Below are 22,121 nucleotides of genomic sequence, written 5' to 3' on the forward strand. Positions count from 1 at the left end.
CTTTGAAGTAGTTTATTAACTGCTTAATTTATTAAGATATTATTATTCCGCTAATCATAAATTAAATTAATTAGTTATAACTAGTAGGAATAGCTTATGATACTAGAATATCAAAATTTTAAGTTTCAAAAAAAATCGTTCAACCTATTGAACAAGTTTGGCATTAGCAGTTTTAAAGTGTACCATTAACAAAGGTTTAGATTACTTTTTTGGTGTAAATCTTTTTAATCCGTTTAAAGCTTTTTTTTAAGTCGGCAGCAAGTTGTCCAGTACCAAGATAATCTAAGAAAGGAAAGAAAACTTGCAGCATTCTTGTTTCATCACCAGTTTGGATGTAAAGCATAACTTCATGAGCAAATTTTAGCCGAACCTTCTCAAAAATAAAGGAATAGCCCATTTCGATGGCATCAAGTTCTGTAACTAATTTCTTTACCTTGGCAAATTTTCGATAAAACAAAGTGAAAACAGCGTTTAGGCATGTATTCCATGCCGAATGCTGCCACTGGTCATAGGCTTTTTGCTGGTTTTGGCTAAGCTTCTTGATTAGTAACTTGGTCAAACCGTATATGCGGTTACTGGGCAGCAAGCTTAAAGTATTGCCAAAATTATAAACGTCTTCGTAATACCATTCATCAATTTGTGACAGCAACTCTTCGAGTTTCTCCAAATCTTGGGATAAGAACAGATTCTCACCTGTAGCTGCCATTAGATGATGGCAGGCAATTGCAGCTCGAATTAACTCACGTCGACTTGTTGGGCTTTGACGACTTATGGTTAAATATTTTTTAGCAAGTGACCTTAGGACATCATAATTATTTTCTAGATAAGCTGTGCTAATATCGCTGATATCCAAGTATGCATTCAAGCTATTTGCCAAGAACTCCTCCGGTTTAATATGCAGCCGTTCAAGCATTTTGATAACTTTACTAAACGACATATCACCCATTCCCTTTTCCCAATAATAGAGTGATGATTTTGAAGTAATACCTCGAGAAGTAGTTTCTAAACTAGATCTTTTTTCTTCACGTAATTGTTTAAATTTTTTACCGTATATTTTATCGTACATAGAGGGACCTCAGATGAAAAAGAACTTATTGAAAAAATTTGTAATGACGATTTTAATTGGAGACTCAGTTGTTACGATTCCGGCATTAATTATGCATGCAATCGCAACTAGCAATATTTTCTTAGGCTAATTCAAGCTAATATCTTTTTTTAACAATGTTAAGGCCATTGTTAAGGCCATTTATGTACTAACAATAAGCCTTTTGGAATTACCTTTGAAGTATAAATAGAAAAATCAGACATTAATTAAATTTAATACAAAAGTTACTACTCGATTCCGTTAACTTATGGAATCGTTTTTTTGTAATTACATCAATAAGTTAATTGCTTTAAAAGTTTTTCCTAACTAATTATTATGTCATAAAACTAGTAACTAAACATGTTATCAGTGTGCCTGAAATGGCTCTAAACCAGTAAATTGAGCTAATACAGACCAAAATAGCCCAATGCAATTAATAAAAACCCCGAAGTTAGGACAACTTTGAGTTTTTATTATTGCTAAAAGACCCTGGAATCAAGAAGTCCATGTCGCGTTAATGCAACTCGTTAGATGACGGATTGATAGAAGGCCTCTTTGGCATACTCAAACGGAAAATGTTCTATGGCTTTGAAACCCAGTTTAAGAATCTAAACGAACTGAAAGAAGCAATTCCAAAATATATCAGTTACTATAATAAGCAAAGAATCAAAGTAAAATTAAAAGGACTAAGTCCGATTGAATAACGGGCATTAGTCCTTAATTAAAATTTATTAGATTGTCCTAATTTTGGGGTCTACATCATTACTTGGGAGGTTTTTAATTTAGATTAAGTTTTATTCGTTGTAATTTACCGGGTCCTGCTTATGTTCAAAAATAATGGTTAAAACGAAAATTAGCACAATACTAATAATTAGGCAGATTATGCCATTTTTAATATTCAATTGTGCGTTATGGAATCTCATACTTAAACTGCCAGTGGCAACATCAACAGCATTAAGATACGTTATCGGAAACAAGCTACTAATTCTTTGTAATGGCTTAAGAACTGTGATAGCCAGATTACCACCAATTATTACTAGAAGCGCAAGTAACAAAGTCGGCAACTTGTCACGCATAATTTGAGCAAGTAATCGCACGAAAGCAACCCAAAATAACATATTCAATACTTGTAAAAAAAGTACAGGTACAATCAGATTGCCAATCGGAACACAACTAATAGTTACTTGAGCGTCATTTAGATGAAAAGTGTTAACAGGATATGATAAACTGCCTGATCCTGAAACTAACGTTGCTAACAAAAATATTACTAGGTTTATTAGAATAAAACCACCGACTATTAAAACTACCCCAGTGATTATGTCATAAATAGCTAATTTGCCAGGTAGGAGCGGCAATATCCGCGAAGTTTTTATTCTTTGATGATACGAATCTGTTAGTAGCAGTGTAAGAGTAAAGAGTGCGATTAGTGAAAATAAATACGGCAAATATTGAGCATTAATTTGAAGCCAAAATTGCCAACCAGTTACTGGCATTTTTTGACTTTCGTAAGCCAATGGTTGTTTTCTTAAGTAACCATAAAAACGTACATTTTTGGCAGCATCAAATTTGGCTTGTTGATCACCTATTTCCGAACTATTTAAATATTGACGCTCTTTTTTCTTTTGTAACCAGATAAGTGTATAAGCTTTCGCAAGATGATTAGCTTTAATCGCTGCTAAAATTATCTGATTTTGCTTTAAGGTTTGCTTATTAGCTAATAAATTACTGCGAGTTTCTTGGTAATGTGGACTTTTCGAAGAAATTTGCGTTAATTTGGCTTCTAATTTACTATCTTGATGACGTAAATCGGTAATTGCCGTTTGTGTTTCGTGTTCAAGCGTAAAATACGATTCAGTCCGTTTATTCATAAAAAAAACAGTTATCAAGATTATGACAATTAAAGAAAAGCTTAAAGGAGTTAGTTTGTTTTTACAAACTTTTTTTAATTGAAAAACACAGTATGACACTTTAGTTTGCTCCTGTTCGTTGTTTTTGTAATTGATCCATCAACAATAAAATCATGATTAGCAATAAAGTGCCCACAGTTAAAGTAACTATTCCTTGATTAAAATTTATTCCGGGATTGTTTAGCTCATTAGCCATTTGACCTGATACGACTTTAAGAGCACCTAAATACGTACTTGGTAACCATGCTGCAATTCGGCTTAATGGCTCAATAAACGTTGTTGCTAGACTGCCTCCAATCATTAAAAAAAGAACTATCAATAAAGTTGGTAACTGTTGACGGACCAGTTTAGCCACCAGCTGTACAAAAAGAGCTATAAATAGAAACGAAAAGATCTGAACAATAAAGTTTTTAAAAAGCAGGCTGCTGGTTGGAACAACATCTGAAACAAACTTTTGGTGAATAGAATGAAAAATAATGTATGGATACTGAATGTTGCCTGGACCATATAGTAGTGATGCAATTAGAAATAAAAATAAGCTTACCAAGCAAAAAATAATTATGCTCGTCGTAAAGCCGGCAGCACTGCTTGCTAATAAACGCTGAAGAGGTGATTGCGGCGTAACCGAATCAATATCTAACTTGTTACGGTATGAGTCTGTATAAAGATAAGCTAAGATAAACATAATAATTAAACTAAATAAGAGCGGCCAAAAATCGGTATTAAACGTAAGTAGAGCCTGAACTCCAGTAACAGGTGCATCACTTTCATATGGCATCGGGTGTTCTTTTAAATAGGCAAACCGTTTCTTAAAGGCTTCAGTTTGGTACTTTTCCTGGTACGATAAATTAGTACCATTTAATTTTGTAAAACTGGCTAACTGCTTTTTATAAACCGGACGCCAATTATTGTGCTTAATATCAGTTATTAAATCGAGATTGGTTTGTACTTTATTTTTTAAATTCTTGACGTCTTTTTGTTTAGCTTGATAATTCTTGCTGCCAGGTGAATATTTCTTAAGTTCCTTTTCGCCTTGAGCAAGAATACTTTTTTGAATCTTAATATTTCCCTGAATACTACCTTCAAGAGAAGTATCACTATTCAGGCTTTTAGACATCATAAAATAAAGCCCTAATGTGATAAATGCCAAAACAAATATCGAAATTAATGTTAGATTACTCTTAAAAACTTTTTTTAATTGAAAAAAAACGGTTGAACTCATTGTCTTACCTCGCGTATTTCTTGCTCTTTTAATACCAAACGGTGAGAATGTGCAACTCTAACCTCACTGCTATAATGCGATGTCAGAATAATACATTTATTATTCTGAGTAACTTCTTCATCTAACCGTCTATAGAGTTTTAGCCGACTTGTTTCGTCTAGCCCATTAGTAATTTCATCCATTAAATAATACTGAGCGCCGCTTACAAAGTACATGGCCACAATCAGCTTTTGTTTCATCCCAAGTGAATATTTTTTAATTGGTACCTTAGCATATTCTCTAACTTTCAAGAAATCCAGCTCAGTCCTGATATCGGCAGACGAATCCCATTGTTTCTTGACAAATCTAAGGTAATCCAAACTATTTAAATTAGAATTAAACCAATCATTACTTTCAAAAAAGAATACTTTCTTCTTAATTCTAAAATATGGTTGTTCATCCCACATAATTGCTCCGGCTGAAACAGGAATTAAATCTGTCAATGCTCTTAGAAAGCTAGTTTTACCTAAGCCATTTTCTGCTGCAATCTGGTAAAATTGTCCTGGTTCAAATTGGTAACTAAAATTGTGTAAAATAGGCTGACGTGTCTTAATTGATAGGTTATTAACCGTTAGCATGGCAGACTCCTTAATAATATCTAAAAAATTAAATAGCTTAAATTTATCTCTTAATAATACACTAATTAAACTAAGTTAAAAACAAATAATTATCAGAAACCGGTACTAAATATATTTGCATTACTAATTTTAGAATCAGATAATTTTATTTTTTTTGGTTCTTTCTTCAACGATCTTTTTAACCTTAACAAATGCCTTTTTCATTTCCATACTCAAATCGGCAAAACCCAAATATTCAATAATTGGGAAAAAATGGTTAATTATTTCAGTATCATCTGTAGTTTCTGAGTAATTTACCAATTCAGAAATGAAGGTTAAACGAATTTTTTCAAAAGCAAAGATATCATCAATCTTTAGTAATTTAAGCTCTGAAATTAGCTTGCTACTATATTTGCAATCATTCATAATCAAGATAACAGATGCATTAAAAATTGTGTTCAAGGCTGCATGTTCCCATTTAAAGTAGTTTTTGGGCTTATTTTCAAGATATACCCTGATTAAAAGCTTGGCTAAACCAAATATTCGTTTATTAGGCAAAAGAGATAAAGTGTTGCCAAAATTAAAAATATCTTCAAAGTTCCATTCCTTAATCTCTGAAAGTAGTTCCTCTAGGTTAGCTAAATTTTTAGGCGAAAAAAGCAACTCATTAGTAGAATACTTTAAAAAATTACAAGAAATTGCTGCTTTTATTAATAAGTTCTTATCTTGGGAACTTTCTCGCAATTGCTTGAGAGAAATTATCGCCAGATGTTTAAGTTTTTGTTTATCATTTTCTAAATACGCATCACTAATTTCGATCATATACTGATACTCATCATTTAAGCCAAAATATAATTCTTCACTCGGTATCCGCATACGGTTAAGCATGGCAACCACTTTATCAAAGGGCATGTTTCGTTGCCCTTTTTCCCAATAATACAGAGAAGACTTAGAAGTTATGCCAATTGAGGCATTATCAAGACTAAAATTTTTTTGTAAACGTAGCTGTTTAAATCTTTTACCATATTTTGAATCAATCATAATCAAGCCTCAATAAATTCCAGCATGTTACTACTATAATAATGTTTTATCACTTATCAATAAATAAAAAATTCCACTTTTTAAGCATACAAAAGTGGAATATCATTATATTGCAAATTCAATCTTAAAATGGCTGAATAATTTTAGTTTAATCATACTACCATTCCTAATTATTATCAATATATTCATATATAGCTTTTTGCCATGAATATAAAGTGGAATCACGAAATTACGATATTCTAAAGCTTACTTCCCACTAGTCACTTACAATTTTGCCACCATCAATTTGATAATATTCATCAGCAACTGACTTAATAACCCGATCATCATGACTGGCAAGCAAAACTGTAACTCCTCGCGCACGTAATTGCTTCATCAAGTTTTCAAAAATCTGAACAGATTCTTTATCCAAACCATTAGTTGGCTCATCAAGAACAAGTAACTCCTGCCTTTCCATGAATGCTTGAACAATTGCTAGCTTTTGGCGCATTCCTAAAGAAAACTTTTTGACTTTTTTATCTTTAACTTTTTCCAAATCAAAAACTTTCATTGCAGCAATTATCTCATCTTTACCCACAATATTTTTTATTGAAGCAAGATATTGCAAATTCTTAAGCGCAGTGTAAGATTTGATAAATCCAGGAGTTTCAATGATTGCCCCTACATTTACTTGTCGCTCAGTATTTAAGCCCACTTCCTGGCCTTTAAGAATAACCTGCCCCGAAGAGATTTTTATTAAGCCAAGAATTGCTCTAAATAGCATGGTTTTACCAGAACCATTAGTACCAACAAAACCAATTATCTTACCTTGATCGATTTTTAAATTGATATCATTTAACACAGTTTCATCATTTATTTTTTTAGTAACATTAGTTAATTCAAGATAGCTCATTTTTGACTCCTTATTTTGTTTCAAGTCGCTGGTTAATTTGCTCTAGCGAAATTATTAAAGCAATGAACCAGATTGCATTGCTGATATTTACACTCCAGGTTACGCTATTAGTAACCATGATTAAATAATTGCTCTTTAAAGCCAATGAAATCACACTTAGCAATAATGGAATGATCCATCCTAAAATTCGTTCAATTAAAGAACAAGTTAACGCCAATAAGATAAAAACCGTAAAACTAAGCCAAAGAGTACTGAATAATTTTACTAAAAACCAATAATTAAGCTTATTTTTAGTCATAATTACAATCAAACTAATAAATAATAAATTATATACAAGAGAAAATAGCACGACCGTCAACAGACAATTTTGGAAAATAGTGGTTCGCTTCTCATTTCTTATAACCACTAACGGATTAGCAGCCAAAAGTTTAGTTTGCAAAAGATTAATTAAGTAAAATTCTCCACCTAAGTAATATAAAAGCCACGCTAGATTAGCCATCAAAAAATTGGCACCAGTTATCGGAAAGGTGGTAAACATATTATGCTGGTAAGTAAAATCAATATTGGTACAGTATTGCCACCAAGAGAAAACTTGAAAGCACATAACCATAATTTTCCCTAGACGATTATTAGAAAAGAGCTCGGGTAAGTATGTTCTCCATTTCATAAGCGCTCTCTCCGTTCATAAATAGTCCAGCTAAGATACCAGCAAACTAGTATTATTCCCACTAAAATCATAGATGAGCATAGCAATTTGAATAGCTGATTTCCAACTAAGTAGTTGGAATTAATAAAATTGTTGAATAATGGAAAATGAATAAAATCAGGCGTCACATCAGCTAAAAAGTACAGTAAACAATTGATAAAAAAATAATTTATTCGCTTTAGAAAGTAAAATAAGACTAAAATTATGCTTTGAAAAAATAATAGATTGATAAATGCAACCAGTATGACAAGAAAAAAGGGTTGCCAATAAATTTGCGATATTCCGGGATCTAACAATAGTATTGGTTGTACTACACAAGTAGTTATAAATGCAGTTGTTAGACTGCATATACTAAGCCACCAAAATAAAAACAACGGCCAATCACTTTGATACTTTATGCGAATATTTTCAAAGAAAATTGGATATGGCCTGACAGTCATTACTAACAAAACATTGGCAAAAGCAGTAACGGAATAAAAAGTATTTGGCATCAATAGCTGGTAGATTGCTTTCCTTTTGCCTAACCCACGTTCAATTCCTGTGAAATGATATAGCAAAATTAATGCTAAAATATAGCCAATAACAATGACAAATAATCTTAATTTATTTGCTTTGATAGTTCGCTTAATTGAAGACATCTTGTTTGCTTTGCCTCCAAGTTAAGCCAAAGACAGCTAATAGAATAACTAGCAAGTAGCCCAATAAAATCCATTGAGTATACGAATAACTGTTACTGTATGTTGGTGTTAAAACGTAATATAGGGATGCTTCAATCTCGCCAGTCAAATTTGCTGCCAATAAGGTGATAAAACTAATAACAAAAGGAATGATTGTTTCCACACCCGAATGTATTTCAAAATAAGACGATACTAAGCCCATCAGACTGAATAGTCCGCTAAAGACAAAGGCAATGAGGATTGTGCAGAGCCAAAAGAGTAACGTATTATGAATAAAGAAATTATAGCCCCATCCAGAAGGACTGATTATCTGATGGTCTCGTCCTGTAGGAGCATTAGTTACGTGAAAATTAATGAAGAAATAGCCTGCTTCAATTAAAAGGGGCAAAATTCCAACTAATCCCCCAACGATAAATGAACTGGCCGTGGTTGAAAACAAATATTGTTTTTGCGTTCTTCGTGAAAGAAGCTGAGATAGGCGATGATTTCTTTTGTCTTCTTGAAAAGTACTACTAGCCGCCAAACCACACATCAAAGGTAAGATCAAGTAATAAATGGTAGTTCCTGAACCACTAAAATCAAAACCGGTTAAATGCAAAAAGGCATTATTTACTCCACTAGTTGCATTAACCTGATTGATTGTTAAAGCTTGAATAACAACAACTAACAAGCCGATCAAAACCGCTAGTAACGTTTGCCAACGCAAGCACATTCTTTTGATTTGCATTTTTATTAACATATGTTCACCAAGTTAAAAAATTAATATATCACCAATAAAATTTATATTTATCATAAGTTACTTTAGCTTTAGATCGTTAAAAATCTTATCTATTTAATTAGTTAGTTTGATTAAAATTATTTTAAATATTAAATAATAATATTAATGATAACCGAATAATAGACAAAAAAGGAGGCTTGTTCCATGGACGGAACAAACCTCTTGGTTTATCTTTATAGCAACTAACTAAAGATATTTTGCCTTAATACCGGGGATATTCACCAATCAAAAGGGCGGGAATGTCTTTATATTCCATTGCACCTAGCCATTTCTGCAACTCCTTAACAGAAGTTTGGCCAATTGCCTTATCAGTGCCAGTTAGCTTGTTAGCAATTATAGTCACTTTTTTCATCTGCTTTTTTGCTGCTTTCATATTCATAATATCAGCATAATCCATTACCTTAAGCTCGGCTTTAATTAATGGTCGCAGGCTCTTTTTCTTTGAATTAATATTGTACAGATCGCTCACAATATTAACCCAGCCTTGATGCTTGCCTGTCTGATCTACTAAATGAACTTGAACGCCATTACGTAAAGAACTAACTTGGTCAATTTTAAATAATACTCGGTCATTAATCAGTTGCTGTACTTCTTCTTTCGGCAGCGTGGCTGCCTTATGAGCATGAAGAGAAATCCTGGCATCTTGATTAAGACGAAAGACATAACCGGCCTTAGCCAATCTCTTTAAAGCTTGCTTATCAGTCTTTCCTTCCTGCTTTTGTTCAGTATTAGATGACGCATCAACAACCGCAGTAGCAAGTGCCCCAGTCGCAATTGAAAATAGTGTTACGGCAGCGGATATTCCAAGGAACTTTACGCCCTTTTTCATTAATAATTTCCTCCGATAAGTAAAAAATAGTTCTTACTATTGTAACATGGCAAATACCTATTATTAACCATTTTTATAACAAAGTTTAATTACTTAATTTGTTTATTTATTTTAAGTATATTGTTATTTTATTATATAAAAAGACTCGTGAAAGTTATTTTCACGAGTCTAAATAAGAATTAGGCCTTATATAATTCTGCTTGCTTTAATGCTACACGCTCCGAAATTTTGATAAATGGAATATAGAAGAGTGTACAGACGAACAAAATAATAATTTGAACTAGCACAACTTTCCAATCACCAGCACTGGCTAGAAGGCCACTAATCAATGGCGGTGTGGTCCAAGGAATATAAATACACAGTGGCTTAACAAAACCAATGGCTGTTGCAAAGTAACCAATTAGTGAGCCAATTACGGGACTTAGCACAAATGGAATAATCATTGGGATGTTAAAGACAATTGGAAAACCAAAGATAATTGGCTCGTTAATCTCGAAAATACCTGGAACCATACCCAACTTAGCTACCTCTTTATAAGGCTTATAATGAGAAACCAGAAATACGGCAATTATTAGCGCAATTGTCAGCCCCGTACCGCCCATTTGAGAATAAACAGTTACAAAGTCCGTATTAATAATGTGAGTAGGCTGCTTACCTGCGGCAAAAGCAAGTGAATTTTCATTCATATTTACCAAGTTTAACGGATCAAGCAATGACCCATTGATAACTGTTTGGTGAATACCTAATGTATATAAAAAGTTACCAGTTGAATAAATCAATAAAAAGCCAGGCAAAGAGGTGTTGACGGATCGAAGCGGTTCTTGAATCAGTCGTGAGATCAATGTAACCAGATCGGCATTATTAGCAGCAAACAAAGCGGCAATAATGCCGAAAATGCTTAAAGTAATCAATGAAGGCAGCAATACTGAAAAACTCTGGCCAACTGCAGGGGGTACTTGATCGCCCAAGTTAATTTTTAGTGCCTTCACTTTTGAAAGTTTCATATAAATTTCTGTTGCCAATAATCCAATAATTATGCCAGCAAACATTCCTGTTGTACCAATTTGTGAATATAAAATTGCACCAGTAACATCAACCGCTTTTTTAGCACCGATAGGAGTTACACTAACGTGCAAAGCCAACATAATGAAAACCGATGATAAAGCAACGGCAGAAGCCGAAATTGGGTTATCAAACGACTTATTTTTGGCTAAAAAATAGGCAATCATCGGAGCAATTAAAATACTTGCAACATTTAAGGTCCCATTGTTTAGAGCCAAACCAAAATTTTGAAACTTCACTAAAGTCTCACCTTTAAATAGCCATACAAAGACTATGTTATTAAATAAGCCAGCTACACCAGATAAAATAAACATCGGCATTAACGTCGCAAATGCATCCCGTAATGAGCGCAAATGCACCTGATTACCTATCTTAACCGATATGTCGGTAAATTTATCCAAAAATCGTTGCAGCTTTGGATGAGCCTGTGTACTAGTCGAATCATTCATATCGAATTCCTCCAAAAATCAAGATAAATCACGGCCATTAGACCGAATTACCTTTTTCAGCCAATAATAACTTTTCTTGGGTACCCGCTTCATATCACGGAGATCATGATTAGTTCGATTGACATACACAACGCCATAACGTTTGTCCATGTCACCTTGCGAGCTTAAAATGTCAATCAGGCCCCAGCCTAAATAGCCAATTACATCAACGCCATCTTCTTTAATGGCTGCCTGCATAGCCTTAATGTGACTGCGATGATAATCAATCCGGTAATCATCTTGAATCGGCGTTTTACCATCCCATTCTTCACGCACGCCAATGCCGTTCTCTATGGGAAACACTGGCAAATGATAACGCTGATAGATTTTATTTAAAACATCACGAAAACCCAGCGGATCAATCTGCCAGCCCCACTCACTTGTTTGCAAAACGGGATTAAGCTTACGGCCAAATTCTAAATATTGATTTGGTGCTGTGTTGGTCGGAATCTTGCTTGCATCAATTGTGCTGGAAGCATAATAGCTAAAACTTAAAAAGTCGCTTTTAACTGCTGCAATCGTTTCTTTTTCCTTATCTGTCACAGCAAGCTGCAAGTGATGATTTTTGATAAAGGCTAATACAGCAGCGGAGTGCTTCCCATAGCTGAACACATCGAGCAAGTCATAATTTAAAAACTCGTCAATCTGGTGTGCAGCAAAAGCATCCTGCGGATTTGCGGTTGCACCGTAAACTTGGTTATAGGCTAGCATGCCGCCAATCTTAGCGTCCGTGTTTTCATGAAGATAATTGGCAATTGCGGCATGACAATACATGACATTATGCGCAATTTGATAAAGCTCACTTAACGTTTTTTCACCCTTTAGATAACCTGCGATATTAAAGGCTTCGGAAGTATGGTAAAGATTTTGTTCATTAAAAGTAATCCAGTATTTAACCCGGTCAGCAAAATGATCAACGATAATCTTGCCGTAACGGATAAAGGCATCACAGACCTGCTTATTAACAAAGCCGTTATACTTTTGAGCTAAATGAAGTGGCATATCAAAATGATATAAGCAGATCATTGGCTCAATGTTGCGTTCAAGCAGTGCATCCACTAGCTTATCGTAATACTTTAGCCCCTCCTCATTGACTGCACCATCGCCGTCTTTAATTACCCGTGACCAAGAGACCTGGAACCGATACATGTTCATGCCTAAATCTTGCAGATAGTCAAAGTCCTCGGTGAAATGATGGTAGTTATCGTTAGCAAAATGCCAATCACTTGTATGCTCGCCGGGCTTACGAATGTCATAAACGGATAAGCTCTTACCGCCTTCATTCCAGCCACCTTCGGTCTGCATACTTGAAGTTGAATTCCCCCAGAAAAATTTTGTCATTTGTTTTCTTCTTTCTTTTATTAAAAACGCTTTCATAATTAATGTTATTTCATCTTGCACTTGATGTAAATCTTTGCCAAGATGTAAGTAAAGCTATTTGTTTACTTATAATTTAAGGGGAACACTTATGTCAGCTAAACCACTTTATGTTAAAATCGCTAACCATATTGAGCAGGATATTCTAACGCATAAATACCAAAAGAAACTCCCTCATATAGATCAACTCGCCGATATTTACCGAACCAGTAAAGTAACGATTATCAAGTCACTTAGGTTCTTGCAATATAAGGGGATCGTGCAGCCTATCCGTGGTCATGGCACACTCATTTTGACTGAAAAAGAAATGGAAATTGCTAAAAAAGATAATGCTAACGAACATGTCGGCTTTACCGAGAGAATTAAAAATACCGAATTCTTAACGAGCAACATTATTTCCTTTGCCACCCGTGAGCCGACTGAGAAAGAAGCATCTTATTTAAAAATTGGTCTTAGTGATCCTGTCTATGACATCATTCGGCAACGTTTGCTAAACAATTTTCCTGTTAGACTGGAATATACAATTATGCCTGTCAAGGTCATTCCTGGTATCACAATGGCAGTGCTTGAACAATCGATTTATAGCTATATTGAGGGCAAGTTGCATTTAAAAATTGGCAAGGCCAATCGCACTTTTCGCGCCGATAAGCCTGACGCCTACGATCAGTTGTATTTGAAATGTGATCAGACCGACCCCGTTTTTGAAGTTGAGCAAATTTGCTTTTTGGATAATGGTCTACCGTTTGAATACTCGCAGACCCGTAACAGATACGACCATGGTGAATTAACCCTAAACCAAGTCTAAATTTTGGCTAAACAAAAAGAGGATTCCGCATTAACGGAGTCCTCTTTATTTTAAAAATATTACTTGTTAGCCTTATAGTAGACGTCAATTCGTTCATTTTGACTATTGGCGTCAATTACCTTAATTGGAATAACACTCTTAGTTGGTGTATATCCAGTAATTTCTGGTAAACGATATTCTTCCCAAATATCTGTGTGCCACGAGCCCGTGGTTCTCATACCGGTAGCTTGATCGATTGTCACCGTCCGACGAACAACAGCCACTTGGTTAGTTGTCTTGATAGTGCCATCTGGCTGATGAACGTTAATTGTTCGTGTGAAAGTTCTTATTTCAGTACTCTGAACTAATTTATGGTTAACATTAACTTTAATTACTTGCTTACCTGATGCATCAACCTTGACGGTTGGCTGAGGCGAAGCAGCTAATTCGTAGCCAGCAGGAACATGGTAATTTGGCGTAATCGTTTCACCAACATAACCGGTAAGCTGTTGTATACCTACGACCTTGCCTTTATCCAAGTATTGCACAGTTATTGTTTGCTCAACTGGTTCGTAAAAAATATCAACTACTTGATCTTGTGTTTGCCCATCAACAACAGCAGCAGGAATTTGCTTTGAACTTGCTGAATAGCCAGCAAAAACAGGTAGATCATATGCATCCCAAGATGCTGTTGACCAAGCACCATAATCAATCGAACCATCTTCGTTTGTATTTACTTGTCGCTTAATCATGGCTGTTTGAGTTATCGTCTTTGTAGTATTATCAGGTTGATGAATATTAATTAACCGGCTAACAGCTTTTGACTCAGTTGAGACTTCTGCAACTGGTGCAGCGGAAACCCAATCGTAAGTAGTAACTTGATCACGGTTCTTTATTGCCATCAGTTCTTCTGATGTATATTGCTTACCCTGCTCATAACCGCTGGTGGACACCCAATATGGAGCAGTCACTTTCTTATCAGTGCCTGGTACTAGAGTGCCTACAGATGGAACTTCTGGTAATCCCATTTCAGCGTATTGTGAAAACAATGACTTTGTTCCAAGAACTAAGTGATTAAGTTTAATGCATAATTGAAACATTTGGTCAAATTTAGCTACATTGTTTGTGTCAAAACTGCTTAAATCTACACTACTTAAATTATCACAATCTTCAATCATATACTCCATATCAGTTACTCTCGAAGTATTAAAGTTGCTCAAACACAGATCCGATATATTTGCACAAAAAGAAAACATATTAGCCATATTAGTAACATTAGATGTGTCAAAATGACTTAAATCTAAATTAGTTAAACTAAAACAGCCACTAAACATATCTTCCATTGTGGTTACCTTTGATGTATCTAAATTTTCTAAGCCATCATTTGTATCTAAAATATCCGTTTTCAAATTTAAACAAGCAAAAAGACCGCAATCTAAAAGCGGACTTTTCTAAGAAAGTAAAATAAAATATAATTTTTCTGCTATATCATAAATATCTAATAAAAAGCAACATTATTTATATTATTTAAATCAATCCAGATACCAGAAATTACTATTTCATCTATCTGATACCCTTGTACGAAACCGATAATATCAGGTTGTACTTTCCCCTCAATATTAAGTTCCTTAAGCTGAACTGAAACTTGGCGATGGTTAGCGTAAGCATTCATTAAGATTTTACTAACTTCTTCTACCGTCATCGGCTTTTTTTTATGATAAATAATTGAACGTTGCCGATTGTCTTTGTTTATAGTTGCTGTATGATCACTTAAAAAGAAACCCTGCCATTTTTTCATCCCCCGGTCTTGATAAGTTTTAAAAAAATCATCAAGGATCTGGTCGAATTCTTCCTGATTAAATTTTTTATTCATTTTTTCTCTCTTTATTACGAACATATGTTTAAAATGATTATAAAACAAATTATTTGATTAGTAAATTTTTCTGTTATCACAAGTTAAAGATTAGACCAAAAGAAGCCCCTACCTCTTATGAGATAGGAGCTTCTTTCTTTTTGGGTTATTTAGTTAGCCCTTATTTTCTATTCAAAGGCTGTTTGCTTAATAAATTCATCGTTACCGATTGCATAGTAAGCTTTGCCCTTAATAACAACTATATCGCCGTATGTCTGAACAGTTTCGCCTTTCTTCATTGCAGGCTTACTCGTCTTGTTACCGTACTTATTGTAAATAGCTGCCTTAGTAGTTAATTTACGAGCCGTTCCTGTAACATTATCACTTGCTACATAATGACCGTTAGCAATTTCAACGAACTGTCGACTATTAATTGTCTTAGTATCGCCAGCCGTAATTTTGGAACCAGCCTTAAGAACTACTTGGTTAACTCGCTTGCCATCACCATTATATACATAAGCATCATGCTCAAGAACAGCATTTGAGGTTACGCCATCTGCGACAACGTTATTTGCTTCTTTTCTAGCTGCCTTAAAATTTGCTGCCTTAACATAACGATTAGCACCAACAATGTAGTAGGACTTACCATGAATTGAAACTGGATCACCGTATGTACCAATCTTACTATTCTTTTTCAGTAGCTTAGTACCAACACGCTTACCATATTGATTATAGGTAAAAGCATTATGCTTTAAAGTTCGTCTTTGCTCTTTAAAGTTGTTAACCGCAACATATAAACCATTATCCGTCAGGTAGAATTCACGACTACCTATATTAATAGCTTTACCAAAAGTAGAAATTGTTGATCCCTTCTTAGCTACTAATAGGTTAGCGCGTTTGCCATCTTTATCATAAAAGTATGCATTATGGTAAAGCTTACGATTAGTTGCTTGCGCATCATTAGCACCTACCCCAACAGTTTCTTCACCCGTTCCAGTATCATTCGAGCCGTTAGAAACAGAGCCATTTGAACCTGAGCCGTTAGAGCCGGAACTATTGCTGCCGGAACCGTTTGATCCTGAACCATTAGTGCCGGAGTCATTGGAGCCTGAGCCATTGCTGCCAGAACCGTTAGAACCTGAGCCGTTTGAACCTGAGCCATTGCTGCCAGAACCGTTGCTGCCAGAACCGTTAGAGCCAGAGCCATTGCTGCCGGAACCGTTTGATCCTGAACCATTGCTACCTGAGCCGTTGGAGCCGGAACCGTTAGAACCAGAGCCATTGCTGCCAGAACTGTTGGAGCCGGAACCATTGCTGCCAGAACCATTTGAACCAGAGCCGTTGCTGCCGGAACCGTTTGATCCCGAGCCATTGCTGCCAGAACCGTTGCTACCTGAGCCATTGCTACCTGAGCCGTTGGAGTCAGAGCCATTTGAGCCTGAGCCGTTGGAGCCGGAACCATTGCTGCCGGAACCGTTTGATCCCGAGCCATTGCTGCCAGAACCGTTGCTACCGGAACCGTTGGAGCCAGAGCCATTTGAGCCTGAGCCGTTGGAGCCAGAGCCATTTGAGCCTGAGCCGTTGGAGCCGGAACCATTGCTGCCGGAACCGTTGGAGCCAGAGCCATTTGAGCCTGAGCCGTTGGAGCCGGAACCATTGCTGCCGGAGCCGTTGGAGCCGGAACCATTGCTGCCGGAGCCGTTGCTACCAGAACCATTTGAGCCGGAACCATTGCTACCTGAGCCATTGCTGCCAGAACCGTTGCTACCTGAGCCGTTGGAGCCGGAGCCATTTGAGCCTGAACCATTGCTGTCGGAACCGTTAGAACCGGAGCCGTTGGAGCCGGAACCATTGCTGCCGGAACCATTTGAACCAGAGCCATTGCTGCCAGAACCGTTGCTACCTGAGCCGTTGCTGCCAGAACCATTTGAGCCGGAACCATTGCTGCCGGAGCCGTTAGAACCGGAACCATTGCTGCCAGAGCCATTTGAGCCTGAACCGTTTGATCCCGAGCCATTGCTGCCAGAACCATTAGAGCCGGAACCATTGCTACCAGAACCATTCGATCCTGAACCGTTAGAACCGGAACCATTGCTGCCAGAACCATTAGAGCCGGAACCATTGCTACCTGAGCCGTTGGAGCCGGAACCGTTAGAACCAGAGCCATTGCTGCCAGAACCGTTGGAGCCGGAACCATTGCTGCCAGAACCATTAGAGCCGGAACCATTCGAGCCTGAACCGTTAGAGCCAGAACCATTTGAACCGGAGCCATTGGAGCCTGAGCCGTTGGAGCCAGAACCGTTGCTGCCAGAGCCGTTGCTGCCGGAACCATTCGATCCTGAACCGTTAGATCCTGAACCGTTTGAACCGGAACCATTTGAACCGGAGCCGTTGGAGCCAGAACCGTTGCTACCTGAGCCATTGCTGCCAGAGCCGTTGCTGCCGGAACCGTTGGAACCGGAGCCATTAGATCCTGAACCGTTTGAACCCTGTGAATCAGAGCCATTCGAGCCTGAGCCATTGCCACCGGAGCCGTTGGAACCGGAACCATTTGAGCCAGAGCCGTTAGATCCTGAACCGTTTGAACCCTGTGAATCAGAGCCATTCGAGCCTGAACCATTGCTGCCAGAGCCGTTGCTGCCGGAACCGTTTGATCCGGAACCATTAGAGCCGGAACCATTGCTACCTGAGCCATTTGAGCCTGAGCCGTTGGAGCCAGAACCGTTGCTGTCTGAGCCATTGCTGCCGGAGCCATTGGAACCGGAGCCGTTTGATCCTGAGCCATTGGAACCGGAGCCGTTTGATCCCTGTGAATCAGAGCCATTCGAGCCTGAACCATTGCTGCCGGAACCGTTTGATCCGGAACCATTTGAGCCTGAACCGTTGGAGCCGGAACCATTGCTACCGGAGCCATTTGAGCCAGAGCCGTTTGATCCCTGTGAATCAGAGCCATTCGAGCCGGAACCATTGCTGCCAGAGCCGTTGCTGCCGGAACCGTTTGATCCGGAGCCATTAGATCCGGAACCGTTTGAATCCTGTGAATCAGAGCCATTCGAGCCTGAACCATTGCTACCGGAGCCGTTTGATCCGGAACCGTTGGAGCCGGAACCATTGCTACCTGAGCCGTTGGAACCAGAACCATTTGAGCCGGAGCCATTGCTGCCGGAACCATTAGAACCAGAGCCATTGCTACCTGAGCCGTTGGAACCTGAACCATTTGAGCCTGAGCCGTTAGAGCCTGAACCGTTTGAACCCTGTGAATCAGAGCCATTCGAGCCTGAACCATTGGAACCGGAGCCATTGCTGCCGGAACCATCTGGCACAGGATTAAACGAATTAACAACTTTGTCGTAATCGGATACTATTGGAAAAATTTCCATTTCTGATTTAGCTGCATCTATTTTAGCTTGGGTATCTTTAGTTATTTGATCAATTTTATCTTTAATAGCTTTCTTTTCACTATCGCTTATATGTGTATTATCAATTCGGCCTTTAACATCATTACCACTATTTTTAATGTAATTCTTTGCTTGATCCTTAAATGCTTGTAAAACTGTATCGTCAACAATTTGGTTAATTTTCGCAGTACCATCAGCCTTAGCTTTTTCAATTCCATCAGAATCTGTTGCTTTATCTACTACATCTTTAGCTGCCGCTGCGGCATTATCAATAGCTTTATTAGCAGCTGCTTTTTGCTCATTAGACAAATTTGAACTCTGAGAAATTGTGTTCTTTGCCGTATTGGCTACTCTATCAATTACATCCTTAGCGGCTTCCTTTTGATCATTTAATGTAATAACCGGTCTCTGAGCTACATCAATTCCAGCAATACCATCAGCTTTAGCCTTATTAACTTCTTCGGCATCATTTGCTTTATTAATTGCATTCTTTGCTGCTGTTAACGCATCAGCAAGATCCTGCTTTTCTTTAATTTTCTCGGCCACAGTTTTAGATTGATCTTTATCAATCTTATCCGTAGCTGAATTAACAATATCAGTAATTTCTCTAATAGCATCAGCTTTTTGAGTTGCAAGAGGCTTTCCAGGAACATATTGTGCGTCAACTGCTGTTATACCAGCGTCTTGCTTGGTATTTATTTCTGAAACAGTAGCTGCACGGTCAATCGAATTCTTTGCTTTTCCTACCTCTAAGTCTACATTTGAAAGTTGTACCGACTTCTCGGCTTTAGTTAAGTTGGCATCATTATTGATTGCTTTCCTAATTATTTCAGCTTCCGCGTCAATAGCTTCCTTAGTTATTTGCTTTAGAGTAGTAATTTCAATATCATTGTTGGTTTTAACAACTTCATTTATTGCAGTTATACCATCAGTTCTGGCTTTATTGATTAACTGTGAATTTTGAGCTGCGTTGATCAAAATTTTAGCATTATTAGCCGCATCATCAATAGCTTGATTTGCCTTTGCCTTTTGCATATCAGTAATATTTTTAGACTGATTAATTTGAGCTTTTGCAGTTTCAACAGCATTGTCAACAGACTTGGCCGCATCAGATTTTTGTTCCGACAAGGACTTACCAGGAACATGTTGTGCATCAATTGCAGTAATACCAGCAATTTCTTTATCACTAATTTCCTGTGATGTCTTAGCACGATCAATTGCATTTTTGGCCTTTTGCAATTCTGATTTTATGTTATTTATTTGACTTGCTTTAGAATCAGCATCTAATGAAGTGTCGTTAGTAACAATATCAATGAGCATACTTGCTTCTTTATCAAGTGTTTCTTGAGCATCTTTCTTCTGTGATGCTAGATCTACACCAGATAAATGTTGAGCATGAAGAGCGGTAATGCCATTGGCGTATTCAACTTGAACTGCTTGAGCATCATTAGCTGCTGCAATTCTATCAATAGCTTTTTGAGCTTGAGCATCAACTGCCTTTATCTGATCTGCCTTAGTTTTAGCATCTAGATTTGGATCACTATTAATAGCTACCTTAACAATTTCTGCTTCATCTCTAATTAGTTGCTTAGCATAGTCTTTTTGTTCAACTAAAGTAAACGGATTTGATCTATGCTTAGAATCAATATCAATAATTCCCCGATCACGGGCAGTTTTAATACCTTGAGCATTAACTGCGGCATCAATATTAGCTTTAGCAGCATTAGCAGCATCAATTACAGCATTAATTTGATCAGATTTAGTTTTAGCATCTAACGTTAAATCCTGAGAAATTGCATCCTTTATCTTAATGGCTTCTTGATCAATTCTATCCTTAGCGCCTTGTTTTTGATCAACTATAGTTGAATCGTTTGGTACATAATCATTATCAATTGTCGTAATACCATCATTGGTTGCATTAATAACAGCTTGCGCGTTAGTTGATGTGTCAATTTTTTCTTTAGCAGTTTTAGCATCAGCATCAACGTTAGATATTTGAATTGACTTTTCATCATCAGTTAAAGTTTGATCTGCTTTAATGGCAGCTTTAATAGTTTTTGCTTCCTGATCAATTCTATTCTTTGCAGACTGTTTTTGTTCATCAAGCGAAATAGTATTAGGGACATGATCCGCATCAATTGCTGTAACGCCAGCTTTTAACTCATCAATAATTTCTTGAGCATTCTCGGTAGCATCGATCTTACCTTTAGCGGTTTTAGCATCATCATCAACTTTTGCTTTCTGCTTAGACTTTTCAGCTGTTGTTAACGTTGCATCGTTTTCAATATCTTTCTTGATCGCAACAGCTTCTTGATCAATCTTATCTTTAGCAGACTGTCTTTGTTCTTCTAGTGATGCGGTATTCGGAATATGATCGTTATCAATTGCTGTAATGCCCGCTTTAATTTCTTCATTAACTTCTTGGGCATTCGCAGCAGTATCAATCTTATCCTTAGCAGCTTTAGCATCAGCATCAACTTTTGCTTTCTGCTTAGATTTTTCTGCTGTTGTTAACGTTATATCATTTTCGATATCTTTCTTAATTGTGACAGCTTCTTGATCAATCTTATCTTTAGCAGATTGCTTTTGATCTTCTAAAGAAGACTTATTTGATACGTGATCTGACTCAATCTGATCAATACCCTCATCACGAGCATTTTCAATACCTTGCGCATCTTGAGCAGCATCAATATTTTGTTTAGCAACAGCCGCATCAGAATCTACCTTAGTTTTTTGTTTGGTCTTTTCACTTGTTGTTAAGGTTGCATCATTATCAATATCATTCTTGATTTCAACAGCTTTTTGATCAATTTTATCTTTGGCAATTCCCTTTTGATCAGATATAGAGGTTGTGTTCGATCTATGATCAGATCTAATCTGTTTTTCGCCATCTTCATGGGCAGTCACAATACTCTGTGCATCTTGAGCAGCATCAATGTTTTGTTTAGCAACAACCGCATCAGAATCTACCTTAGTTTTTTGCTTGGTCTTTTCCTTGGTCGTTAAAGTCTTGTCATTATCAATATCATTTTTAATTTCAAGAGCAATTCTATCAATATCATCTTTAGATGATTGCTTTTGCTCCGATAAATCCGTCCCTTTTTGATATACATGGTTTATGTTGTCAACCGCTGGATTAACGATATTGTTGATCTCATCCGCACTTGTTGCTTTATCTATCGCTGCTAACGCTGGATCTTGATAGCCGCTTACTTGTCCTAGCTGCTTGTTCTTTTCGCTAGTTGTTAAAGCTTTATCACCGTTTATTTGATTATTAGCTGCAGCTGCTGCATTATTTACAGCTTCCTTTGCCTTTTTCTTTTGCTCCGATAGATCTGTACCTTTTTGATATACATGGTTTATGTTGTCAACCGCTGGATTAACGATATTGTTGATCTCATCCGCACTTGTTGCTTTATCTATCGCTG

The 22,121-nt window shown here is 36.9% G+C and carries 15 protein-coding genes and 1 pseudogene; 2 read left to right on the top strand and 14 right to left on the bottom strand.

What is annotated here, in order from left to right; all coding sequences use genetic code 11:
- Positions 1-196: 196 nt before the first annotated feature.
- Positions 197-1,066, bottom strand: a complete 870-nt coding sequence (locus J3U71_RS00385; RefSeq protein ID WP_267392297.1) for a helix-turn-helix domain-containing protein — start codon at positions 1,064-1,066, stop codon at positions 197-199.
- A gap of 497 nt (positions 1,067-1,563) precedes the next feature.
- Between J3U71_RS00385 and J3U71_RS00390 the strand changes: the two are divergent.
- Positions 1,564-1,788: pseudogene (locus tag J3U71_RS00390) on the top strand (IS3 family transposase); the annotation flags it as partial.
- A 90-nt stretch (positions 1,789-1,878) separates the two neighbouring features.
- Here J3U71_RS00390 and J3U71_RS00395 read toward each other — a convergent pair.
- From J3U71_RS00395 to J3U71_RS00440, 10 genes are all read right to left on the bottom strand, one after another.
- The gene (locus J3U71_RS00395) at positions 1,879-2,952 is read right to left on the bottom strand and encodes a hypothetical protein (RefSeq protein WP_267392298.1); all 1,074 of its coding nucleotides are present in this window, start codon (positions 2,950-2,952) and stop codon (positions 1,879-1,881) included.
- A 100-nt stretch (positions 2,953-3,052) separates the two neighbouring features.
- Complete coding sequence (locus J3U71_RS00400; protein ID WP_267392299.1) at positions 3,053-4,111, bottom strand: hypothetical protein; 1,059 nt, start codon at positions 4,109-4,111, stop codon at positions 3,053-3,055.
- 98 nt (positions 4,112-4,209) lie between these two features.
- Positions 4,210-4,830 (bottom strand): ABC transporter ATP-binding protein, encoded by a 621-nt coding sequence (locus tag J3U71_RS00405; protein WP_267392300.1) that lies wholly within the window; start codon positions 4,828-4,830, stop codon positions 4,210-4,212.
- A gap of 135 nt (positions 4,831-4,965) precedes the next feature.
- A complete protein-coding gene (locus tag J3U71_RS00410; RefSeq protein WP_267392301.1) occupies positions 4,966-5,850 on the bottom strand; it encodes a helix-turn-helix domain-containing protein in 885 nt (294 codons plus the stop codon).
- Between the two features lie 256 nt (positions 5,851-6,106).
- Positions 6,107-6,742 carry an ATP-binding cassette domain-containing protein gene (locus J3U71_RS00415; RefSeq protein ID WP_267392302.1) on the bottom strand — a complete coding sequence of 212 codons (636 nt, stop codon included), beginning with the start codon at positions 6,740-6,742 and terminating at the stop codon, positions 6,107-6,109.
- Positions 6,743-6,752: 10 nt separating this feature from the next.
- On the bottom strand, positions 6,753-7,409 hold the full coding sequence (locus J3U71_RS00420) for a hypothetical protein (RefSeq protein WP_267392303.1): 657 nt from the start codon (positions 7,407-7,409) through the stop codon (positions 6,753-6,755).
- Positions 7,410-8,072: 663 nt separating this feature from the next.
- Positions 8,073-8,831 carry a hypothetical protein gene (locus J3U71_RS00425; RefSeq protein ID WP_267395670.1) on the bottom strand — a complete coding sequence of 253 codons (759 nt, stop codon included), beginning with the start codon at positions 8,829-8,831 and terminating at the stop codon, positions 8,073-8,075.
- Between the two features lie 274 nt (positions 8,832-9,105).
- Positions 9,106-9,732: a hypothetical protein gene (locus J3U71_RS00430; RefSeq protein WP_267392305.1), complete on the bottom strand. Its 627-nt coding sequence runs from the start codon at positions 9,730-9,732 to the stop codon at positions 9,106-9,108.
- 179 nt (positions 9,733-9,911) lie between these two features.
- Positions 9,912-11,243 carry a PTS sugar transporter subunit IIC gene (locus J3U71_RS00435; protein WP_220268346.1) on the bottom strand — a complete coding sequence of 444 codons (1,332 nt, stop codon included), beginning with the start codon at positions 11,241-11,243 and terminating at the stop codon, positions 9,912-9,914.
- Positions 11,244-11,261: 18 nt separating this feature from the next.
- Complete coding sequence (locus J3U71_RS00440; protein WP_267392306.1) at positions 11,262-12,623, bottom strand: glycoside hydrolase family 1 protein; 1,362 nt, start codon at positions 12,621-12,623, stop codon at positions 11,262-11,264.
- A gap of 127 nt (positions 12,624-12,750) precedes the next feature.
- On the opposite strand from J3U71_RS00440, the gene J3U71_RS00445 reads away from it, so the two are divergent.
- The gene (locus tag J3U71_RS00445) at positions 12,751-13,464 is read left to right on the top strand and encodes a GntR family transcriptional regulator (RefSeq protein WP_220268348.1); all 714 of its coding nucleotides are present in this window, start codon (positions 12,751-12,753) and stop codon (positions 13,462-13,464) included.
- Positions 13,465-13,523: 59 nt separating this feature from the next.
- Here the strand turns inward: J3U71_RS00445 and J3U71_RS00450 are convergent, their stop codons facing one another.
- The 3 genes from J3U71_RS00450 to J3U71_RS00460 all read right to left on the bottom strand — a co-directional run.
- On the bottom strand, positions 13,524-14,852 hold the full coding sequence (locus J3U71_RS00450) for a BspA family leucine-rich repeat surface protein (RefSeq protein ID WP_267392307.1): 1,329 nt from the start codon (positions 14,850-14,852) through the stop codon (positions 13,524-13,526).
- An 89-nt stretch (positions 14,853-14,941) separates the two neighbouring features.
- The gene (locus tag J3U71_RS00455; protein WP_220268350.1) at positions 14,942-15,316 is read right to left on the bottom strand and encodes a hypothetical protein; all 375 of its coding nucleotides are present in this window, start codon (positions 15,314-15,316) and stop codon (positions 14,942-14,944) included.
- 167 nt (positions 15,317-15,483) lie between these two features.
- Positions 15,484-22,121: DUF1542 domain-containing protein (locus J3U71_RS00460; RefSeq protein WP_267395672.1), on the bottom strand; the 6,638-nt coding region annotated here is incomplete at its 5' end.

It is taken from the genome of Lactobacillus sp. B4015, from assembly GCF_026536055.1.
Classification (GTDB): Bacteria; Bacillota; Bacilli; order Lactobacillales; family Lactobacillaceae; genus Lactobacillus; species Lactobacillus panisapium.

What these genes read in the sequence shown, in the direction of transcription:
- J3U71_RS00415 (WP_267392302.1), bottom strand. Translation starts at nt 6,742, where the DNA reads ATGAGCTATCTTGAATTAACTAATGTTACTAAAAAAATAAATGATGAA.
- J3U71_RS00435 (WP_220268346.1), bottom strand. Translation starts at nt 11,243, where the DNA reads ATGAATGATTCGACTAGTACACAGGCTCATCCAAAGCTGCAACGATTT.
- J3U71_RS00420 (WP_267392303.1), bottom strand. Translation starts at nt 7,409, where the DNA reads ATGAAATGGAGAACATACTTACCCGAGCTCTTTTCTAATAATCGTCTA.
- J3U71_RS00445 (WP_220268348.1), top strand. Translation starts at nt 12,751, where the DNA reads ATGTCAGCTAAACCACTTTATGTTAAAATCGCTAACCATATTGAGCAG.
- J3U71_RS00455 (WP_220268350.1), bottom strand. Translation starts at nt 15,316, where the DNA reads ATGAATAAAAAATTTAATCAGGAAGAATTCGACCAGATCCTTGATGAT.
- J3U71_RS00400 (WP_267392299.1), bottom strand. Translation starts at nt 4,111, where the DNA reads ATGATGTCTAAAAGCCTGAATAGTGATACTTCTCTTGAAGGTAGTATT.
- J3U71_RS00430 (WP_267392305.1), bottom strand. Translation starts at nt 9,732, where the DNA reads ATGAAAAAGGGCGTAAAGTTCCTTGGAATATCCGCTGCCGTAACACTA.
- J3U71_RS00385 (WP_267392297.1), bottom strand. Translation starts at nt 1,066, where the DNA reads ATGTACGATAAAATATACGGTAAAAAATTTAAACAATTACGTGAAGAA.
- J3U71_RS00440 (WP_267392306.1), bottom strand. Translation starts at nt 12,623, where the DNA reads ATGACAAAATTTTTCTGGGGGAATTCAACTTCAAGTATGCAGACCGAA.
- J3U71_RS00395 (WP_267392298.1), bottom strand. Translation starts at nt 2,952, where the DNA reads ATGAATAAACGGACTGAATCGTATTTTACGCTTGAACACGAAACACAA.
- J3U71_RS00405 (WP_267392300.1), bottom strand. Translation starts at nt 4,830, where the DNA reads ATGCTAACGGTTAATAACCTATCAATTAAGACACGTCAGCCTATTTTA.
- J3U71_RS00410 (WP_267392301.1), bottom strand. Translation starts at nt 5,850, where the DNA reads ATGATTGATTCAAAATATGGTAAAAGATTTAAACAGCTACGTTTACAA.